This window comes from Ruegeria sp. BHSB064, from assembly GCF_059613205.1.
The window spans coordinates 1-17,407 of the sequence record NZ_JBXWSB010000031.1 but is presented as its reverse complement, the minus strand read 5'-3'; the positions used below and the strand labels follow the sequence as shown (position 1 = coordinate 17,407).

Below are 17,407 nucleotides of genomic sequence, written 5' to 3'. Positions count from 1 at the left end.
GGCGATGAGGGACAATCTTCCGCAAAAGACAACGGATTATGTTGGCGAGGTGACCAACACCGATATCTGGTCCGGTTTCGAGATACGGTCTGACGACGTCTTCGTATGCACGCCGCCAAAATGCGGCACCACGTGGACGCAGACTCTGGTGCGAATGCTGATCACGCAGACCGCCGACCCCGGTGTATACGACAACAAGATATCGCCATGGCTGGATTGCGGCTTTCGCGACAGGGAAGAGCAGGCAAAAACGCTGAACGCACAAAGCCATCGGCGTTGCATCAAGACACATACGCCGCTGGACGGCATTACCTTCTCGCCTGATGCGCAGTATCTGGTTGTGCACCGCCATCCTGTCGACGTGCATTTCTCAATGCGCAGTCATGTCGAGAATATGAAGGCCGATTGGCTGGATTACCTGTTTCCCGACGATTTGTCAGAAGCCTTTTCCATGTTTCTGGATCGACCCGCTTCTTCAAAAGGTACGGATGACTTGACCCTCAGATCCTTTGTTCACCACTTCAGGTCTTTTTGGGCTTTCCGTGAATTGCCCAATATTCATTTCCTGCACTACGCCGAACTCAGCCGCGATTTGCCCGGACAAGTCGCGCGCCTAGCCAACATCATGGATATCGAGATCAGCCCGCAGCTGATCGATGACATCGCCGAGGCGGGCAGTTTCGGGTCTATGAAGAACAATGCGCAGCGTCTGGAGCAAACTCCCGGTTTCACCAGCGGGTTTCACGACTTCACGCAGTTCTTTTCTTCGGGCACCAGCAACAAGTGGGAAGGCAAATTGACGTCTGATGACATGGCCAGATACGACGCCCGCATGTCCGAGCTGGTTTCACCTGAAGAACGCCTGTGGTTGGAACGCGATTTAACCTCTAGCCCGCGCTGACGCCTAGGTTGCCCCGATTGGACGCGGGCAGCCAGACATTCACAGCCTCAGCCAGCCGATGTGCGCCTGACCCGCTGACATATGCCTCGACAATGGGATGACGGCCAGCGCTCATTCCCTCGTCCAGGATCAGCACTGGGCGATACATCGTCGACGTGCGCTTGCCGTTTCTGGACTTTGTGCTTTCGACCTCGGCATGAGATAAGCTGGATAGCTTATGCTCGACGGCCTCATAACCAAATACGGATTGGCGGCGGATCAGAATGCTGTTGTCGCGACGGTCCAATACGACCTGAACCCGTCGAACAAACGCGCAGAAAGCACCCAGTCCCATGCCACCCCCAAAAACAGCAAAGAAGAGGCCAAACCAGATGCCCTCGCCGCCTTCACTGGCCATGAACAGGCCAGCACCTACAAAGGCGAGTATGAAGAGAACCAATGTGATGCCGATGAACCAGGGCGTGTTTGACAGGATCAGTTGGTCAGGGGTGTTGCGCGTCACTTTCATGGCAGAACGCTACAGCACTTTCCGGCGTTGTTGAAGCAAAGCGCAGCGCTTGGGCCTTTAATAAAAGTGCGCGCACGCGACAAACAATTCCTGCGGCAATGGAAATATGTGGTCTTCCCGATCGCTGATTGCAGGCAGAGGCGTTCTGTGGCACAGCGCAGAAAATTCAGTGCAAGGAGACCGGGATGGACGCCTCATCTGCTTTTCAGGACACATTGCCTTTGAGTTCCGATGCGTTGCTGGCGCAGCTGGATGATTGGGGTTTGGCCTATCGTCTGCATACACATGTGCCGCTGCGCACGGTTGAGGACTCGAAAGCAGTCGAAGATCAGTTCATGGTCCCCGGCGAAAATGCGTTACGGGTTAAGAACCTGTATTTGCGCGACAAGAAAAAGCGTAACTATTTAGTAACGCTCGAGCAGAACCGCGAAATCGATCTCAAGGCGCTGGGTGCGGATCTGGGTGTTGGAAACCTGTCTTTCGGGTCGGCAGACCGGCTGATGCAGAATCTCGGCATTCGCCCCGGGGCGGTCAGTCCGCTGGCGATGATCAACGGGGTGCAAAACAATGTCCGGTTCTTTATGGACTCGGCCGCCAGGCAAGCCGAAGTGATCTACATGCATCCGCTGGTCAATGACCGCACAGTGGCCCTGAAGCAGGCCGACGTGATGGCTTTCTTTGATCGCATCGGATGCGAGGTTAACTGGCTGTCCTGATCACCCGAGCGCCTCTTTCAGCGCGGCAGAGACATGTGCGGCTGACGGGTTGACGAACAGGTGCCCGTCCGCCTCGAAAACCGGATCATCAAGGTGGGCCGGAAACGCCAATGGCAGCTCGGTACAGGCCAACAGAATTGCCGTTCCTTTGGCTGCGTGTTTGTTGCAAAAGGCAAGCAATCGCGTACGCGCAGTAACAGACGCGCCGCCATAAAAGTCGCTGTCGATCATGGCCTGCATCTCGGCTATCTCAGGCTCGGGCAGGCGATCATTTGCCGTGATACCCTCGGCGGCCAACCGATCTGCATAGTTTGTCGCTTGCATCGTCACGGCAGTTCCCAAGACCAGAGCTTTGGATGCGCCGGTGCTTGCCGTGGCTTCGGCGGTCGCGTCAAAGATACTGAGAACAGGCATGGAAACGCCTTGCCGGATTGCGTGCAGCCGCGCGTGCGGAGTATTTGAGGCGATGATCCCGAAATCGCAGCCTGCGCGTTCCAAAGTCAGCAGAGCATCACGGAACACGCTGTCAAATTCCGCCCAGCTTGCCTCATCACCGGCGACGCCGCGCAGGGCGCGTGTCCTGGCCTGAGTGACGGATTCGATGGTCATGGGCGGGACTGGCAAAGGAGAGCCGTGGCCCAGTTGCGCAAAGTAGCGTCCTGCGCCTTCTGCAATGGCCCGGTAATAATCAACGGTCGAAGCCCAGCCCACACCGCCCAGAATGCCGATTTTCTTCATGAGTAACGCCCAGCCTGCTCATTTGCATGAACGGCAGACTGGACGTTTCTATTCTTTTTGACCAGAGCCAATCAGGCTGCGAGTTCGGCAACGGCCTTGCGGGCGCTTTCCAATGCAGCTTCGGGGTTCACCGCCATCTGATCCGCAGCGATAACCTCTACGTCATGGATGCCGATAAAGCCCAGAACGTGGCGGGCATAGTTGGTGGCAAAATCCGCCTCGGACCCGACGGGGACACCACCAGAGGCAATCGCCAGAATGGCGCGTTTGCCTTCCAGCAAACCCTTGGGGCCGTTTTCAGTATAGGAAAAAGTCAAACCCGCGCGGGCAACCAAGTCTACCCAGGCTTTGAATGCGGCAGGAACCGAAAAGTTGTAGATCGGAAGCCCAATCACGATGGTGTCGGCGTCTTGCAGTTCGGACACCAATTCGTCGGACAGGGCCAGCCGGTCACGCTGTATGTCGTCGCGCTGATCGGCCGGGGTGAAGTTGGCGGCGATCCAGTCCTCGGTCAAAAGCGGCAGGGGCGTGGCCAGATCGCGGCGGATGATGCGCTCTGCACCCAACTGCCGGACCACACGGCCGGACAGATCGCGTGTGGTCGAGTCTACCCGGCGGGCAGATGAGTCGATGTGAAGGATGGTTTTAGTCATTGTTCAGGTCCTTTGGGTCAGGGAAATCTTGTCCTGTCCCCAATATGAATATTGCGTTTGCGAACAAAACTCGGATACATCAACAGTTATTGTTGGAAATTGCACAGTGACGTTATTGCCATGGACAATTGGGACGAAGTGAGGACCGCCTATCAGGTGGCGCGTATGGGGACGGTCAGCGGCGCGGCCGAGGTTCTTGGCGTTCACCACGCCACCGTGATCCGCCACATTGATGCGATCGAGGCACGGCTGGGTGTAAAACTGTTCCAGCGTCACGCACGCGGATACACGCCGACCGAGGCGGGCGACGATCTGTTGCGCGTCGCGCAGGCCACCGAAGATCAGTTCAACCAGCTTGTTGGTCGTATGAAGGGACGGGGCGATGACGTTTCAGGCGAATTGGTGGTGACGTCGCTTGGATCACTTGCGCCGTTGGTTGTGCCCACGCTCACGGCCTTTCAAAAGATGCACCCGGATCTTATCGTGCGTTACCTGACCGGCGACCGGCTTTTCCGTCTGGAATACGGCGAGGCGCATGTGGCGATCCGCGCAGGATCAGCGCCGGATCAGCCGGACAACGTGGTACAACCGTTTCGACAAGAAGAAGTCGGCCTTTACGCCAGCACCGCATATGTTGAACGCTTTGGTAAACCGTCAGGTATCGAAGATTTCGGCAACCATCAGTTCGTCAGTTCAGACGACGAAAGCAGCCGCGCGCCGTTCACCCGTTGGCTTCGCGCGACTGCTCCCGCCGATCGCATAACCTTCCGCTGTACAAACAACTTCTGTATGCGCGAGGCAGTCCTTGCCGGGGCGGGCATAGGTTTCATGGCCCGCTGGGAAGCGGCCCGCCACGACAACCTGGTCGAAGTGATGGACCCGCTTCCGGAATGGTTCGGAAACCTGTGGCTCGTGACTCACGTGGATTTACACCGCACCACCAAGGTGCAGGCGTTCCTCAGTTTTCTCAAAGAAGAAGCCAAAGGCTGGCAGCCATGAGCCCTCAGGCGCGTGGTCATCTGGCCATGCTGACCTTCTCAGCCCTTGTTGCGGGCAGTTTTTCGTTGGGATCCATGATCGCGAACGAAATTGCGCCTGCCGCGCTTAATGCAGTCCGATTTGCGATTGCTGCTGTGGTGATTGGTGTGGCAGCTCTGGCCACAACCGGTGTGCCGCGCAGCGCCGCGCAAGCCCCGTGGCGTTACCTAGTACTGGGCGGGCTGTTTGCCACCTATTTCGTCCTGATGTTCTATGGATTGCAAACTGCCCCACCGGTCAGCGCCGCTGCGGTGTTCACTCTGACACCGGTTGTTTCAGCGGTCGCGGGATGGGTTCTGTTAAGACAGATCACCACACCGCGTATGGCGCTGGCTTTGACCATCGGTGCCGTGGGTGCACTGTGGGTGATCTTTCGGGCCGATTGGCAGATGTTCCGCGCCTTTGAGATAGGGCGTGGTGAGATCATCTATTTCTGGGGGTGCGTCGCTCACGCAATCTATACACCGATGGTTCGCAAACTGAATCGTGGAGAACCGGCTGTGGTGTTCACCTTTGGCACTTTGATCGCCGGATGCTTGCTGCTGACCGTGTTTGGTTGGTCTGATCTGAGTGCAACTGACTGGAGTGCGCTGCCGGCCATCGTTTGGATTGGTTTGCTTTACATCTCTTTCTTTGCAACGGCTGCCAGCTTTGTTTTGGTGCAGTTCTCGTCTTTGAGGCTGCCGTCAGCGAAGGTCATGGCTTATACCTACTTGGTGCCAAGTTGGGTTATTCTTTGGGAAATTGCTTTGGGCAAAGCTGTACCCACTGGCTTGATACTGGGCGGTGTTGCGCTGACGGTCATCGCTTTGCTGATGCTGCTGAAAGAGGAAGCGCCGCGTGCAATGCCGGTGCGAAGGACCGCAGAATAGTGTTCTGCCGCCGCTAAAAAAGCGTGTCTGAGCCAAATGCATTCCAAATGCAGAATTTGTTGAGCCAGATCAAGGTTCGGGGCAGGTCCCTCCAATACACTGAGATTTAGGTGAGAGGAGGAGATTATGTTCAAGCATATCATGCTGCCGATAGATCGGCACCTGCCGCCCGAAGTCCGTAAAGCTGCTGATATCGCGGCGCAAGTTGCGAAATGGCAAGGTGCGAAAATCACTCTGGTCAGCGTCACCGGCGCCCATTTGGGTGAATCCACAACAACCGAAGCCGAGATCGACAAGGATCTTGCGAAGTTTACTGAAACGCTCGCCACCGAAAGCGGTGCTGAGGTTGCCACTCGCAAAATTCATTCTGTTGACGTCGCCGCCGAAGTGGACAGCGACCTGACCCAGGCCGCAGAAGAGCTGGGCGCTGATCTGATCATCGTGGGAACCCATGCTCCGCGGATTACGGACTATATCTTTTCTAGCCACGCGGGTTATCTGGCCAAACATGCCAGCATGTCGGTTTTTGTGGTGCGTTAAGCGTCGTCCGACGTCGGAAGCTCAACTTCCAGGAACCGTTCGAACGCGTCCAGATTGACAGGTTCGAATTGTCCGAACCCCTGCATCCAAACCGAAGCGGCACGCAGGGCGTCGGGCTCCAGCTTGCACCATTTCACCCGTCCGCGTTTTTCCTGAGAAATCAATCCGGCTTTGGTCAGGATGACCAAGTGTTTTGAGATCGCCGCCAATGACATCTCAAAAGGTTCGGCGACATCTGTCACGGCCATGTCGTCCTCTAGCAGCATTGCCAGAATAGCACGGCGCGTGGGGTCGGCGAGGGCAGCAAACACAGTGTCGAGCGGATCAGTCATTACCCTGTCATAACCGCTTGGGGCAGGGGCGGAAAGGGCGTTACAGCATCGGATGGCGATAGGTGTCGGTGGGGAAGCGCAGGTTTAACTGCTCTGCTTCGCTTGCGGTCAGGCCGATGTCGCGGGCCATGCGCGCGTTTGGCGGCAAAGGTGTTGCGTTTTTCCGAGAGCGCGAAGCCGGGCGGCAGCTTCGCAGTATATGTTTGAAAAACAGATATGAAATAACGGAGAAACTTGTTTGAACTTTTTCCATGAGGACACCTTTATCGCTGTATTTACGGAAAAATGCGTCAAATCGAACGGCCAATCAAAATCAATTACTTGACTTATTATGTGCTAAAAAAGCACATATTAGGGATGGCCCGACTATTACCTCCGTTGAACGCGCTGAAAGCCTTTGAAGCGGCCGGACGGCACGAGAGCTTCAGCCGTGCAGCGGAAGAGTTGAACGTCAGCCATTCTGCCATCAGCCGCCATGTGCGTGGGTTGGAGGACCGGCTTGGCGTCTCGTTGTTTCGGGATTTGCCCCGCGGAGTCGAACTGACCCTGGAAGGGCGCGGCTTGCTGTTGCGGGTGATGAGTGCGCTTGATGAGATCGCCGAGGCCACTGAGATCGTTCGTCAAAGGCCCGAAGGCACACTCACCATCAGTTGTGAGCCGCTGTTCGCCATGAAATACCTTATCCCCCGGCTGTCGGGGTTTTATTCAGCCTTCCCAGGGGTCGAACTCAGGCTGGAAGCCTCGCGAGCGCTGGCGGATGTCGAACGACATGACGCAGATCTGGCGATCCGGTTTGCGCATCGGGGTGTGCTGGATATTCCGTCCGACCTGATCAGTGATGAGCCACTTTACACCTACGCCACGCCGGATCTGAGACCCGAGGGCTGGGACAGCCCCGAACAGGTGCTGAATTATCGTTTGTATCGCGACCGGATCGGCGAAGTCTGGCCGCGTTGGGCAGAATTGGCGGGGTTTGAAATACCAGAGTCCCGCATAAACGGTTGGCGGATGGAGACGGATCTTTCGCTGACGGCAGCCGTTAGTGGGCTGGGCGTTTTTCTGGGGTCAGAAGACTGCGTCCTGAGTGATCTGCAAGCTGGTCGCTTGATCCGGTGTTTTCCTATTGGGTTCCGCGAGGGCAGTTTCCGCTTGGTATTGGGCGCTGGTGCGGTGCGTCGCAGATCGGTGCAGACCTTCCGCGCGTGGTTGCTGGACGAAAGCGCAAACCTGCGTGGCCAACCCATCCAGCGGGAATAATCAACTGTTTGGTTGAATATGCAGATTCAATGCATTTTGAGGCTTCGGAAGGTTCTGGTGACTCTCCGACATCGTGTCCGCGTCGATAAAGTTTATTAAAGACAATATGTTAACGTGCGTCAATTCGGGCATTCAAGGACGTTGACTCTGCGCCCGCTGAGCCTTAGCACCATGCCCAAGACTGTACGAGGGAAACGCCCGTGACCGATGATGACCAAAAGCAGCGTATGGCGCAGCTGGAGGCCAAGATCGAAGCGGCAAAAAAGGCCAAAGCGCCAAAGCCCCGTGCAGATGCTGACGTGTCCGGGGGCGAGCTTGCCTGGAGGATGGTCATCGAAATGGTATCCGGTCTGGGGATCGGGTTTGGCATCGGATACGGGCTGGACAGCCTGCTCGGGACGATCCCGATTTTTCTGGTGCTGTTCACATTGCTGGGCCTTGTCGCGGGCGTGAAGGTTATGCTCCGCAGCGCGAAAGAGGTTCAAGAGAAACAAACGGCGGCAACAGCTGCCGAGAAGGACGAGAGGGACTGACCGTGGCAACTGAGACCACCGCAGCAGAAGGCAGCAGCCTGGTATTCCACCCGATGGATCAGTTCATCGTCAAGCCGCTGTTCGGCGACGGTGCTGTCGGTATGTTCACAGTCACCAACGTGACCCTGTGGCTGTTCTTTGCGATCCTTGCGGTAATTGCCCTGCTGGTGCTGCCCACGTCCAAGCGCGCGATTGTCCCCACCCGGATGCAGTCCGTCGCGGAACTGACCTACGGCTTCATCTACAAGATGCTGGAAGACATCTGCGGCAAGGAAGGCGTTAAGTTCTTCCCGTATGTCATGACCCTGTTCATGTTTATCGTTTGCGCAAACTTCCTGGGCCTGATCCCGACGTCGTTCACCACCACATCGCATTTTGCCGTGACCATCCCGCTGGCGCTGGCTGTGTTCCTGGCAGTGACCATTCTGGGCTTCGTCAAGAATGGCGCGGGCTTTCTGGGCTTGTTCTGGGTGTCCAGCGCACCGCTGGCGCTGCGCCCGATCCTGGCGATCATCGAGCTGATCTCGTACTTCGTACGCCCTGTCAGCCACTCTATTCGTCTTGCCGGTAACGTCATGGCAGGCCACGCGGTTATCAAGGTTTTTGCAGGCTTTGCCGCGATTGCCGTCATCTCGCCCGTGTCCGTTCTGGCGATCACCGCAATGTATGGTCTTGAGGTCCTTGTGTCCTTCATTCAGGCCTACGTTTTCACCATTCTGACCTGTGTTTACCTGAAAGATGCGCTGCATCCTTCGCACTAAGGTCCGATACCCAACATCGAAACTTCCAATTCGTAAGGAGATACATCATGGAAGGCGATCTCGCACACATCGGCGCAGGCCTGGCAGCAATCGGTTCCGGCGCAGCCGCAATCGGGGTGGGCAACGTTGCAGGCAACTTCCTGGCCGGCGCCCTGCGCAACCCTTCGGCGGCTGCTTCGCAGACCGCAACCCTGTTCATCGGTATCGCATTTGCAGAAGCCCTGGGGATCTTCGCATTCCTGGTCTCGCTGCTGCTGATGTTCGCCGTCTAATCTGCGGAACCTGATCCTTACGCGCAGGTGGGCCCAAGCCATAGCGGCCCACCTGTTGTAAAGACAACGTTCCGACGGAGGACATCATGGCGACTGAACCCATTACGAAAGAAGTAGCTGGCTCGTGCGTCGATGCTTATGGCTCTGCCATTGGTATGCCGCAGCTCTGCTTCGATTGGTTCCCCAACCAGATTTTCTGGCTGGTCATTACGCTGGTCGTCATCTTTCTGGTCCTGTCCCGCGTGGCTCTGCCCCGCATCGCGGCAATCCTGGCTGAACGTCAGGGGACCATTACCAACGACCTGGCTGCGGCCGAAGATCTGAAGGCCAAGGCGGTCGAGGCTGAAGAGGCCTACAACAAGGCGCTGGCCGATGCCCGTTCTGAGGCACAGCGTATCGCAGCGGAAGCCCGCGCCGAAATTCAGGCTGGTCTGGATGACGCGATTGCAAAAGCAGACGCGGAAATCGCTGCAAAAGCGGCTGAATCGGAAAAGGCAATTGCCGAAATCCGTGCCGGTGCGCTGGAAAGCATTCAAGTGGTTGCCAAGGACACGGCTGCCGAACTGGTCACAGCACTTGGCGGCGAAGCGGATGCGGATGCCATTGCCGGTGCCGTAGATGCACAGACGAAAGGATAAGTGACATGCGGAACACTCTTGCTCTTATCCTGACATTTGGTGCGGCCAGCCCGGCCTTTGCGGCCAAAGGCCCGTTCTTCTCGCTTGGCAACACAGACTTTGTCGTCCTTCTGGGCTTCATCGTCTTCATTGCGGTCCTGTTCTACTTCAAGGTCCCCGGCATGATCGGTGGCGCGTTGGACAACCGTGCAGAAGGCATCAAGTCCGAACTCGACGAAGCGCGCGCCCTGCATGAAGAAGCACGCAGCTTGCTGGCCTCGTACGAGCGCAAGCAGCGCGAAGTTCAGGGGCAGGCTGATGCCATCGTTGCAGCGGCCAAGGAAGACGCGGCTCTGGCCGCTGAACAGGCGAAGGTTGATCTGGAAAAGTCGATTGAGCGCCGTCTGGCTGCCGCTCAGGACCAGATTGCTTCGGCTGAAGCGTCTGCTGTGAAAGAAGTGCGCGACCAAGCCGTTTCGGTTGCAGTTGCTGCGGCGGGTTCGGTTCTGGCCAAGCAAATGACCGCAGCTCAGGCCAACAAACTGATCGACGCGTCGATTGCCGATGTAGGCACCAAGTTGCACTGACGGTTGACCCGCCAGACAAATGTTACAGTTGACCCGAGAGCGTTTCGCTTTCGGGTCTTTTGTTTTCTGGTGAGTTCTGCTTGTTTTGAAGCACACTCCGAATCCTGCGACCCGTTGGGGAACTGGTCGACAGGAAAGCTTTGCAGCTAGCGTGATAATACAGGGAAAGACAGACGGTGTCGGGCGACGCAGTTTCGATGAATATTGTTGGCGTGGTCAGAAATGGTGGCGTGGCGCTGATCGATACGATCAGCGGGATTGAAGCCCTGTCCGCCCAGTTGCACCGGTACTCGGTCACCATCGCGACCAATGACAATGCCGACGATACAGACCGTGTGCTGGTCGATTACGCTGCGCGAAACCAGCATGTCGATATCATTCAGCTGGACGCGCTTGTTTCAAGATTTCCTGACCGGATTGAGCGCATCACAGCAGCCAGAAACGCCGTGCTCAACAGGCTGGAAGAAAAAGACGATGACCACGAATTGACCCTGGTGCTGGATCTGAATGGTCCAAATACGCGCTTAGACGTTCAGGCGGTTCTGACAGCCGCAAAAAGGGTTGCCCCTTTGTGGGAAGGTGTCTTTGCCAATTCCAAACCTGCATATTACGACATTTATGCTCTGCGTTGCCCCGGCTGGTGTGATGAAGACGTCTGGCAGCGTATTCAGAGCACGCGCAGGCCATTTTTCGGGCGTCGCAAATGGCGCCGGGCGTTGCTGAAGTCAGCGGTTTATGACCGCCAGTTTCATATACCGGCCGAAACCCCGCTTATTCCGGTCGACAGTGCCTTTGGGGGCGCTGGGTTGTACAAGACCCGCGCGCTGCGTGGCTTGCGCTATTCGTGCCGCGACGAAAAGGGGCAGCGGGTCTGTGAACATGTGATGTTTCACAAACGGCTTCGGGACCGCGGCGCAAGGCTGTTCATTGACCCGGCCCTGACAACAGTGGCCCTTGATCGTCATTTGGGAGAAGGCAGTGGAAAACCTTTTCCGCGCCACCTGATCCCCGCTGCAACAGGGGCCGCTTAGTCGCGGCGTTTTCCACATTCGACTGGCAAATGAAGGCGGCGCTCAGGCCCGCCCGGTTTCATGTTGCAATCGTTGCTGCGCAATGGCTTCGTTGCGATCCGTCTTCCTTTGATCGGCCATGCAGCGTTCGACAAAATCAAGGTGTTGTTCAATTGCGGTGCGTGCGGCCAAAGGATTGCGCGCCTGTAACGCGTCATTGATCGCCCGATGCTGGTCCAGAATCGCTTCGCGCGTGGCGCGCTGTTGGAACATCGTCTGACGGTTGTAGAACACACCCTGCACCAAAAGATCATACATCGAGCGCATCATATGCAACATGATGACGTTATGACTGGCTTCGATGATGGCCATGTGGAATTCGGCATCCAGTTGTGCCTCGTCATCCGCTGCATTCCGGTCGTGGGCCGCCTGCATCTTGTCAAAGATTGCCTGAACCACTTTCAGATCGCTTTCGGATCCTTGGCGCGCAGCCCTTTCCGCTGCCAACCCTTCCATGTCGCGGCGAAAAGACAGGTAATCAAAGACCGCTTCATCATGGCTGCCAAACAAACGGATCAGTGCTGGGGAAAAGGCTGATCCCAGAACCTCGGCGACGTAGATCCCAGATCCTGCCTTGGCGGTCAGCAACCCTTGCATCTGAAGTTCGGATATTGCGTCGCGTAAGGACGGGCGCGACACACCCATCCGTTCGGCCAGTTCACGTTCCGAAGGGAGACGTTCGCCGGGACGCAGGATGCCGCGCAGGATCAGAAGTTCGATCTGGCGAACAACAGCAAGCGACAGTTTTTCGGTTTCAACTTTGTGAAAGGGCATGTTTGTTCCGCAATTGGTCAAGTCATTTGACCACGGACATGGGGCACGTTCAAGAACACCTGTTCACATCGGTTGAAATAATAGGTCAGTATTATTGACTTTAAATCTTCTGGCAATAGGCTGCCCGAAACTGAGATCGGAGGAGCCTCATGTCCCAACATACCTTGTTTGCTACCCGGGCTTCCCGGATGAAGGCATCAGAAATCCGAGAGCTGCTGAAACTGCTCGACCAACCAGGGATCATTTCCTTTGCTGGCGGCATTCCCGACCCTGCTTTGTTTCCCGCCGATGCGTTTGCACAAGCCTTTCAAGCAGCGCTGGGACCAGAGACACAGGCGCAAGCGCTGCAATACTCGGTCAGCGAAGGTTATGTCCCGCTGCGCGAATGGCTGGTGCAGCATATGCATGAAATCGGAGTGGCGTGTGACATCGACAACATCCTGATCACGTCTGGGTCACAGCAGGCGCTGGACTATCTGGGCAAGCTGTTTCTGTCGCCCGGCGACACGGCTTTGGTCGGATGGCCCACCTATCTGGGCGCGCTTGCTGCGTTCAACGCGTATGAACCCCGGTTTGATCGGCTGAACGGCAACAAAGGGGCCGCAGAATACAAGGCAGCAGCAGGGGACGGGGCTGTGAAATTCGCGTATCTTTCGGCGGATTTTGCCAACCCAACCGGCGAAACTCTGGATCGGCAAGGCAGGGAAGCTTTGTTGGACCTGGCAGAAGAGTTGGATTGCGCCATAATCGAAGACGGTGCCTATCAGGCGTTGCGCTATGACGGGGATCCGATTCCACCGATCCTGTCTTTGGAACTGGCTCGCAAAGGATGTGTTGAAGACTGCCGGACGATCTATTGCGGCAGCTTTTCAAAAACCCTGTCGCCGGGACTGCGCATGGGCTGGGTCGTGGCACCCAAACCGATCATCTCTCAACTGGTTCTGTTGAAGCAGGCGGCGGACCTGCATTCGGCGACTATCAACCAGATGGCCGTGCATGTCGTGGCGCAAGCGTGTTTTGACAGCCATATTCCCAAAGTGCGTGCTGTGTATCAAAGCCGTCGCGATGTGATGCTGAACGCGTTGGAACAGCATATGCCCGAAGGGGTCGAATGGACCCGACCCGAAGGCGGCATGTTCATCTGGGTCACGCTGCCTGCGGGGGTCAGTGGGTCTGAATTGCTGGCGCGTGCTTTGGACACCGTGAAAGTGGCCTTTGTGCCGGGTCAGGCATTCTTTCCGGATGGCAGCGGTGTCAATACCATTCGCCTGAGTTTTTCAAATTCTGACGAGGCCGCAATCCGCGAGGGTGTTCGTCGGTTGGGTGAAGTATTGCGGGCCTGAGGCGCGGAAAGGTTGTGTTAACCAAAATCCTGCAAATCTGCGGCATGATCCGGTGTCTTGCTCCTTTGTTGTTGGCTGCCTGTGCGGCCGGAACCCCTCATTTCCGCGACGTGCCTGCCACGCGCGTGGCGGTGAATGGCAGCGTGTTCGACGTGCGCGTGCGCGGTGAGCTGGCCGAAGCGGTTCGGGTCAACGCGCAGTACGCGCCCCGGCTGGGTCCGGTCCGGGACCGGGCCGCCCTTGCGATGGCTCAGGTGTCAGGTTGTCCAATTCTGGATGTGCTGGGCGATGCGGCGGTAACTGTTGGTGTTTTGGGCTGCGATCGAGACGCGGGCGAGCGTTTGCTGCTGACTGCTGTTTCAACGCCCAACTATGAATGCATCGACTATGGCATCTACGAAAACGTTGGGGATGACTACGGCTATCAGGTCTTTGAGTGCACCCCTTATTGATATACGCGTGTTCTTGGGTATTTCGGCAAGATATTGTGGATAACTCAAAATGATATCCCATATCCTGCGCAACTCCGTTGACTCGGACCCTATCCCTTGCGCAGACTTTCAACTCATAGGAATCACGGGACACGCTGCCATTGCGTTTCAGCAAGCTCAAACTGACCGGCTTCAAAAGCTTTGTTGATCCGACCGATCTGATCATCGCGGACGGGCTGACCGGTGTGGTGGGGCCAAATGGCTGTGGCAAGTCCAATCTTCTGGAGGCATTGCGTTGGGTGATGGGTGAAAACCGCCCGAAATCCATGCGCGGTGGCGCGATGGAGGATGTTATTTTTGCCGGTGCGGCCACGCGACCTGCACGCAATTTTGCCGAGGTTGTCCTGACCATGGACAACTCGGAACGTCTTGCGCCATCGGGGTTCAACGACAGTGATCAGTTGGAAATCGTGCGTCGCATCACCCGCGATGTCGGCAGCGCCTACAAGACCAATGGCAAAGATGTGCGCGCGCGTGATGTGCAGATGCTGTTCGCGGACGCCTCGACCGGCGCGCATTCGCCTGCTCTGGTCGGGCAGAACCGCATTGCCGAACTGATCAACGCCAAACCGCGCGCGCGCCGCCGCATTCTGGAAGAAGCTGCCGGGATCTCGGGCCTGTATCAGCGTCGGCACGAAGCCGAGCTGAAGCTGAAAGGCACCGAGGCGAACCTGACCCGCGTCGATGACGTTCTGGAACAACTTGGTGGGCAATTGGCTCAGTTGGCGCGTCAGGCCCGTCAGGCCGCGCGATACCGCGAGATTGGCGAACAACTGCGTCAGGCCGAAGGGATGCTGCTTTATCGGCGCTGGAAAGAGGCTGATATGGCCCGCCAGCAGGCTGAAGACAAGCTGCGCGAACGTATTACCGAAGCTTCCCGTGCCGAGGCCGAGGCGCGTGCCGCCGCTACAAAACGGGCTGAAATCGAAGAAACTTTGCCGCCACTTCGTGAAGAAGAGGCAATCGCAGCTGCGATTCTGCAACGTCAGCAGGTGCAGCGCGATCAACTTTCCGATCAGGAAACCCGCGCACGGCAAACCATTGAGACGCTGACAAACCGTATTCAGCAGCTTGGCCACGACATTGAGCGTGAAACCGGTCTGAACCGCGATGCAGGGCAGATGATCGAGCGTCTGGAATGGGAAGCGCGCGAGCTGGCAAAAGCAGCTGAAGGTCATGACGAGAAAGTGGCCGAGGCGGCAGAAATCGCGCGTGAGGCAGCCTCGATCCTGCAAAACCGCGAAGACCATCTGTCACAACAGACCGAAGATATGGCCCGCCTTGTCGCACGACACCAGTCGGCCCAGCGTTTGGTCGAAGACAGCCGCAAGACATTGACCCGGTCTGAGGGTGAAGAGGAAAAGGCGCGGCTGGCAGTTGATGAGGCAAAAACCGCCGTGACCCGCGCCAGCGAGGCGTTTGAAGCCGCCCAGGAAGGTGAGGAAGAAGCCCGCGAAGCCGCTGAAGCCGCCGAAGATGCTCTGGCAGCTGCGGATGAGCTGCGCAATGAAACGCAAGCCCGCGAGGCCGAAGCACGCGCGCAGCGTTCCGAGGCCGAAGGTGAACTGGGTGCAATCCGGGCCGAAACCACGGCGTTGGCCAAGCTGGTAGAACGCGACACCGCCGAAGGTGGCCAAGTTCTGGATCTGTTGCGTGTCGCGCCGGGCTTTGAAAAGGCTCTGGGCGCGGCCTTGGCCGATGATCTGCGCGCACCGCTGGTCGAAGGCGACGGCCCCTCTGGCTGGGTGCAGGTTGCGGGTTATGACAGCGATCAGCCCTTGCCGGATGGGGTCGAACCGCTGGCGCTGCACGTCTCGGGTCCGGATCGTCTCAGCCGTCGAATTGCGCAGATCGGTCTTGTGGATGCCGATCAGGGCGCGCGTTTGCAAACAGCGCTGAAACCGGGTCAACGGTTGGTGTCACGTTCCGGTGATTTGTGGCGCTGGGACGGCTTCCGCGCATGGGCCGAAGATGCGCCAAGCGCAGCTGCACTGCGGTTAGAGCAGCTCAACAAGCTGGAAGCGTTGAAGCAGGAACTGACACGCACCGAAGCGCAAGCAGATGGTGCCCGTGCCGCGCATGAGGCTCTGTCGCGGCAATTGGCGGATGTGACCGAGGCTGACCGCCGCGCACGAGAAGCTCGCCGTGCCGCGGATCAGCGCATGGCGGAAACCGCGCGACTGCTCAGCCGGGCAGAAGCGGACCGCAATCTGGCGCAGGGCAAGCTGGAGACTTTGACCCTTGCCGTAGATCGCCACAAAGAAGACGCTATGGCGGCCCGCGCGCAACTGCGCGAAGCCGAAGGCGCACTGAATGGCTTGGGCGATCTCGATAATGCGCGTGCTGAGGTCGAGGACATCAAACAAACTGTCGAGGCGGCGCGGATCACGATGCTGACCCACCGTTCGACCCATGATGAGCTGCGTCGTGAGGGGGACGCGCGCACCCGCCGCTCGCAGGAGGTCACAAAGGACCTCAGCGGGTGGCGGCATAGATTGGAGACCGCAGAAAAACGGATCTCGGAACTGGCCGAGCGCAAGGAAAGTTCGGAAGAGGAGCTGACCGAGGCCATGGCCGCCCCCGGTGAGATCGCCGAAGCGCGGGAAGAGCTGAACGAATTGATCGAAGCCGCCGAAGCGCGCCGGGCAGAGGCTGCGGACAAGCTGGCCGAGGCTGAAACCCAGCAGCGTGAGATTGTTCTGGCTGAACGTGAGGCTGAGCGCCTGGCTTCGGAAGCGCGCGAAAGCCGCGCGGCGGCTGAAGCGCGCTGTGACGCGGCAAAGGAAAGTGTGGTCGCTGCGGCAGAACGGATCGCCGAGGATCAGCAGCTGACCCCGAACCAGTTGTTGAATCAGCTGGACATGAACCCCGACCAGATACCTGCTGCGGATGTTCTGGAATCCGAGGTGAACCGCCACAAGCGCCAGCGTGATGCCATGGGTGCAGTGAACCTGCGGGCGGAAGAAGACAGCAAAGAAGTTCAGGAAGAATTCGATACGCTCAGCAGCGAAAAAGCTGATCTGGAAGAGGCGATCAAGGCCCTGCGCAGCGGCATCGCCAGCCTTAACCGCGAAGGACGCGAACGGTTGTTGACCGCTTTTGAACAGGTGAACTCGAACTTCGCTATGTTGTTCAAGCACCTGTTTGGGGGTGGAGAGGCCAATCTTGTCATGGTCGAAAGCGACGATCCGCTGGATGCCGGTCTTGAGATCATGTGCCAGCCGCCGGGCAAGAAACTGTCGACCCTCAGCCTGTTATCTGGCGGCGAACAGACCCTTACCGCGACCGCGTTGATCTTTGGTGTGTTCCTGGCCAATCCCGCACCGATCTGTGTGTTGGACGAGGTCGACGCGCCGCTGGACGACGCCAACGTCACGCGCTTCTGCGACCTGCTGGACGAAATG

General features: G+C 57.6%; 20 protein-coding genes. 15 read left to right on the top strand and 5 right to left on the bottom strand.

Features of this window, described 5'->3' with window-relative positions:
• Positions 1-4 precede the first annotated feature (4 nt).
• Positions 5-901, top strand: a complete 897-nt coding sequence (locus AC2FNU_RS09825; RefSeq protein WP_496787739.1) for a sulfotransferase domain-containing protein — start codon at positions 5-7, stop codon at positions 899-901.
• On the opposite strand, the gene AC2FNU_RS09820 is transcribed toward AC2FNU_RS09825, so the two are convergent.
• A complete protein-coding gene (locus AC2FNU_RS09820; protein ID WP_496787738.1) occupies positions 888-1,409 on the bottom strand; it encodes a hypothetical protein in 522 nt (173 codons plus the stop codon). The genes AC2FNU_RS09825 and AC2FNU_RS09820 overlap by 14 nt on opposite strands.
• A 185-nt stretch (positions 1,410-1,594) precedes the next feature.
• Between AC2FNU_RS09820 and AC2FNU_RS09815 the strand changes: the two genes are divergently transcribed.
• The gene (locus AC2FNU_RS09815; RefSeq protein ID WP_496787736.1) at positions 1,595-2,125 is read left to right on the top strand and encodes a prolyl-tRNA synthetase associated domain-containing protein; all 531 of its coding nucleotides are present in this window, start codon (positions 1,595-1,597) and stop codon (positions 2,123-2,125) included.
• On the opposite strand, the gene AC2FNU_RS09810 is transcribed toward AC2FNU_RS09815, so the two are convergent.
• Both AC2FNU_RS09810 and AC2FNU_RS09805 read right to left on the bottom strand, forming a co-directional pair.
• On the bottom strand, positions 2,126-2,863 hold the full coding sequence (locus AC2FNU_RS09810; RefSeq protein WP_496787734.1) for an aspartate/glutamate racemase family protein: 738 nt from the start codon (positions 2,861-2,863) through the stop codon (positions 2,126-2,128). It abuts the gene before it with no gap.
• A 71-nt stretch (positions 2,864-2,934) separates the two neighbouring features.
• Positions 2,935-3,516 carry an FMN-dependent NADH-azoreductase gene (locus AC2FNU_RS09805; protein WP_496787732.1) on the bottom strand — a complete coding sequence of 194 codons (582 nt, stop codon included), beginning with the start codon at positions 3,514-3,516 and terminating at the stop codon, positions 2,935-2,937.
• 120 nt (positions 3,517-3,636) lie between these two features.
• Here AC2FNU_RS09805 and AC2FNU_RS09800 point away from each other — a divergent pair, with 120 nt between their 5' ends.
• The 3 genes from AC2FNU_RS09800 to AC2FNU_RS09790 all read left to right on the top strand — a co-directional run bounded on the left by AC2FNU_RS09800 (position 3,637) and on the right by AC2FNU_RS09790 (position 5,966).
• The gene (locus AC2FNU_RS09800) at positions 3,637-4,515 is read left to right on the top strand and encodes a LysR family transcriptional regulator (RefSeq protein WP_496787730.1); all 879 of its coding nucleotides are present in this window, start codon (positions 3,637-3,639) and stop codon (positions 4,513-4,515) included.
• A complete protein-coding gene (locus tag AC2FNU_RS09795) occupies positions 4,512-5,426 on the top strand; it encodes a DMT family transporter (RefSeq protein ID WP_496787728.1) in 915 nt (304 codons plus the stop codon). Before AC2FNU_RS09800 ends, AC2FNU_RS09795 begins: the two co-directional genes overlap by 4 nt.
• A gap of 126 nt (positions 5,427-5,552) precedes the next feature.
• Positions 5,553-5,966 (top strand): universal stress protein, encoded by a 414-nt coding sequence (locus AC2FNU_RS09790; RefSeq protein WP_496787726.1) that lies wholly within the window; start codon positions 5,553-5,555, stop codon positions 5,964-5,966.
• Here AC2FNU_RS09790 and AC2FNU_RS09785 read toward each other — a convergent pair.
• Positions 5,963-6,298 (bottom strand): ArsR/SmtB family transcription factor, encoded by a 336-nt coding sequence (locus AC2FNU_RS09785; RefSeq protein WP_171096181.1) that lies wholly within the window; start codon positions 6,296-6,298, stop codon positions 5,963-5,965. The two genes, AC2FNU_RS09790 and AC2FNU_RS09785, sit on opposite strands and share 4 nt — an antisense overlap.
• Positions 6,299-6,655: 357 nt before the next feature.
• Here AC2FNU_RS09785 and AC2FNU_RS09780 point away from each other — a divergent pair, with 357 nt between their 5' ends.
• The 7 genes from AC2FNU_RS09780 (at position 6,656) to AC2FNU_RS09750 (ending at position 11,356) form a co-directional block, all read left to right on the top strand.
• The gene (locus AC2FNU_RS09780; protein WP_496787724.1) at positions 6,656-7,555 is read left to right on the top strand and encodes a LysR substrate-binding domain-containing protein; all 900 of its coding nucleotides are present in this window, start codon (positions 6,656-6,658) and stop codon (positions 7,553-7,555) included.
• Positions 7,556-7,755: 200 nt separating this feature from the next.
• Positions 7,756-8,088 (top strand): AtpZ/AtpI family protein, encoded by a 333-nt coding sequence (locus tag AC2FNU_RS09775; RefSeq protein WP_152457046.1) that lies wholly within the window; start codon positions 7,756-7,758, stop codon positions 8,086-8,088.
• A gap of 2 nt (positions 8,089-8,090) precedes the next feature.
• Positions 8,091-8,849 carry a F0F1 ATP synthase subunit A gene (locus AC2FNU_RS09770; protein ID WP_480801966.1) on the top strand — a complete coding sequence of 253 codons (759 nt, stop codon included), beginning with the start codon at positions 8,091-8,093 and terminating at the stop codon, positions 8,847-8,849.
• Positions 8,850-8,896: 47 nt separating this feature from the next.
• Positions 8,897-9,121 (top strand): F0F1 ATP synthase subunit C, encoded by a 225-nt coding sequence (locus tag AC2FNU_RS09765; RefSeq protein ID WP_005981269.1) that lies wholly within the window; start codon positions 8,897-8,899, stop codon positions 9,119-9,121.
• Positions 9,122-9,207: 86 nt separating this feature from the next.
• Positions 9,208-9,759: a F0F1 ATP synthase subunit B' gene (locus tag AC2FNU_RS09760; protein WP_496787721.1), complete on the top strand. Its 552-nt coding sequence runs from the start codon at positions 9,208-9,210 to the stop codon at positions 9,757-9,759.
• 5 nt (positions 9,760-9,764) lie between these two features.
• Positions 9,765-10,325 (top strand): F0F1 ATP synthase subunit B, encoded by a 561-nt coding sequence (locus AC2FNU_RS09755; RefSeq protein ID WP_171096173.1) that lies wholly within the window; start codon positions 9,765-9,767, stop codon positions 10,323-10,325.
• 176 nt (positions 10,326-10,501) lie between these two features.
• On the top strand, positions 10,502-11,356 hold the full coding sequence (locus tag AC2FNU_RS09750) for a hypothetical protein (protein ID WP_496787719.1): 855 nt from the start codon (positions 10,502-10,504) through the stop codon (positions 11,354-11,356).
• Between the two features lie 42 nt (positions 11,357-11,398).
• Here the strand turns inward: AC2FNU_RS09750 and AC2FNU_RS09745 are convergent, their stop codons facing one another.
• Positions 11,399-12,169: a FadR/GntR family transcriptional regulator gene (locus tag AC2FNU_RS09745; RefSeq protein ID WP_496787717.1), complete on the bottom strand. Its 771-nt coding sequence runs from the start codon at positions 12,167-12,169 to the stop codon at positions 11,399-11,401.
• 149 nt (positions 12,170-12,318) lie between these two features.
• On the opposite strand from AC2FNU_RS09745, the gene AC2FNU_RS09740 reads away from it, so the two are divergent.
• The 3 genes from AC2FNU_RS09740 to AC2FNU_RS09730 all read left to right on the top strand — a co-directional run.
• Positions 12,319-13,512: an aminotransferase-like domain-containing protein gene (locus tag AC2FNU_RS09740; protein WP_496787715.1), complete on the top strand. Its 1,194-nt coding sequence runs from the start codon at positions 12,319-12,321 to the stop codon at positions 13,510-13,512.
• 14 nt (positions 13,513-13,526) lie between these two features.
• On the top strand, positions 13,527-13,964 hold the full coding sequence (locus AC2FNU_RS09735; protein ID WP_496787713.1) for a hypothetical protein: 438 nt from the start codon (positions 13,527-13,529) through the stop codon (positions 13,962-13,964).
• Positions 13,965-14,104: 140 nt separating this feature from the next.
• Positions 14,105-17,407, top strand: a 3,303-nt coding sequence (locus AC2FNU_RS09730; RefSeq protein ID WP_496787711.1) for a chromosome segregation SMC family protein, incomplete at its 3' end; no start/stop codon positions are given.

Excerpts from the sequence above, each read along its gene's own strand:
- AC2FNU_RS09740 (WP_496787715.1), top strand. The coding sequence starts at position 12,319 with ATGTCCCAACATACCTTGTTTGCTACCCGGGCTTCCCGGATGAAGGCA.
- AC2FNU_RS09780 (WP_496787724.1), top strand. The coding sequence starts at position 6,656 with ATGGCCCGACTATTACCTCCGTTGAACGCGCTGAAAGCCTTTGAAGCG.
- AC2FNU_RS09825 (WP_496787739.1), top strand. The coding sequence starts at position 5 with ATGAGGGACAATCTTCCGCAAAAGACAACGGATTATGTTGGCGAGGTG.
- AC2FNU_RS09800 (WP_496787730.1), top strand. The coding sequence starts at position 3,637 with ATGGACAATTGGGACGAAGTGAGGACCGCCTATCAGGTGGCGCGTATG.
- AC2FNU_RS09795 (WP_496787728.1), top strand. The coding sequence starts at position 4,512 with ATGAGCCCTCAGGCGCGTGGTCATCTGGCCATGCTGACCTTCTCAGCC.
- AC2FNU_RS09820 (WP_496787738.1), bottom strand. The coding sequence starts at position 1,409 with ATGAAAGTGACGCGCAACACCCCTGACCAACTGATCCTGTCAAACACG.
- AC2FNU_RS09765 (WP_005981269.1), top strand. The coding sequence starts at position 8,897 with ATGGAAGGCGATCTCGCACACATCGGCGCAGGCCTGGCAGCAATCGGT.
- AC2FNU_RS09785 (WP_171096181.1), bottom strand. The coding sequence starts at position 6,298 with ATGACTGATCCGCTCGACACTGTGTTTGCTGCCCTCGCCGACCCCACG.
- AC2FNU_RS09815 (WP_496787736.1), top strand. The coding sequence starts at position 1,595 with ATGGACGCCTCATCTGCTTTTCAGGACACATTGCCTTTGAGTTCCGAT.
- AC2FNU_RS09810 (WP_496787734.1), bottom strand. The coding sequence starts at position 2,863 with ATGAAGAAAATCGGCATTCTGGGCGGTGTGGGCTGGGCTTCGACCGTT.
- AC2FNU_RS09790 (WP_496787726.1), top strand. The coding sequence starts at position 5,553 with ATGTTCAAGCATATCATGCTGCCGATAGATCGGCACCTGCCGCCCGAA.
- AC2FNU_RS09755 (WP_171096173.1), top strand. The coding sequence starts at position 9,765 with ATGCGGAACACTCTTGCTCTTATCCTGACATTTGGTGCGGCCAGCCCG.
- AC2FNU_RS09745 (WP_496787717.1), bottom strand. The coding sequence starts at position 12,169 with ATGCCCTTTCACAAAGTTGAAACCGAAAAACTGTCGCTTGCTGTTGTT.
- AC2FNU_RS09760 (WP_496787721.1), top strand. The coding sequence starts at position 9,208 with ATGGCGACTGAACCCATTACGAAAGAAGTAGCTGGCTCGTGCGTCGAT.
- AC2FNU_RS09805 (WP_496787732.1), bottom strand. The coding sequence starts at position 3,516 with ATGACTAAAACCATCCTTCACATCGACTCATCTGCCCGCCGGGTAGAC.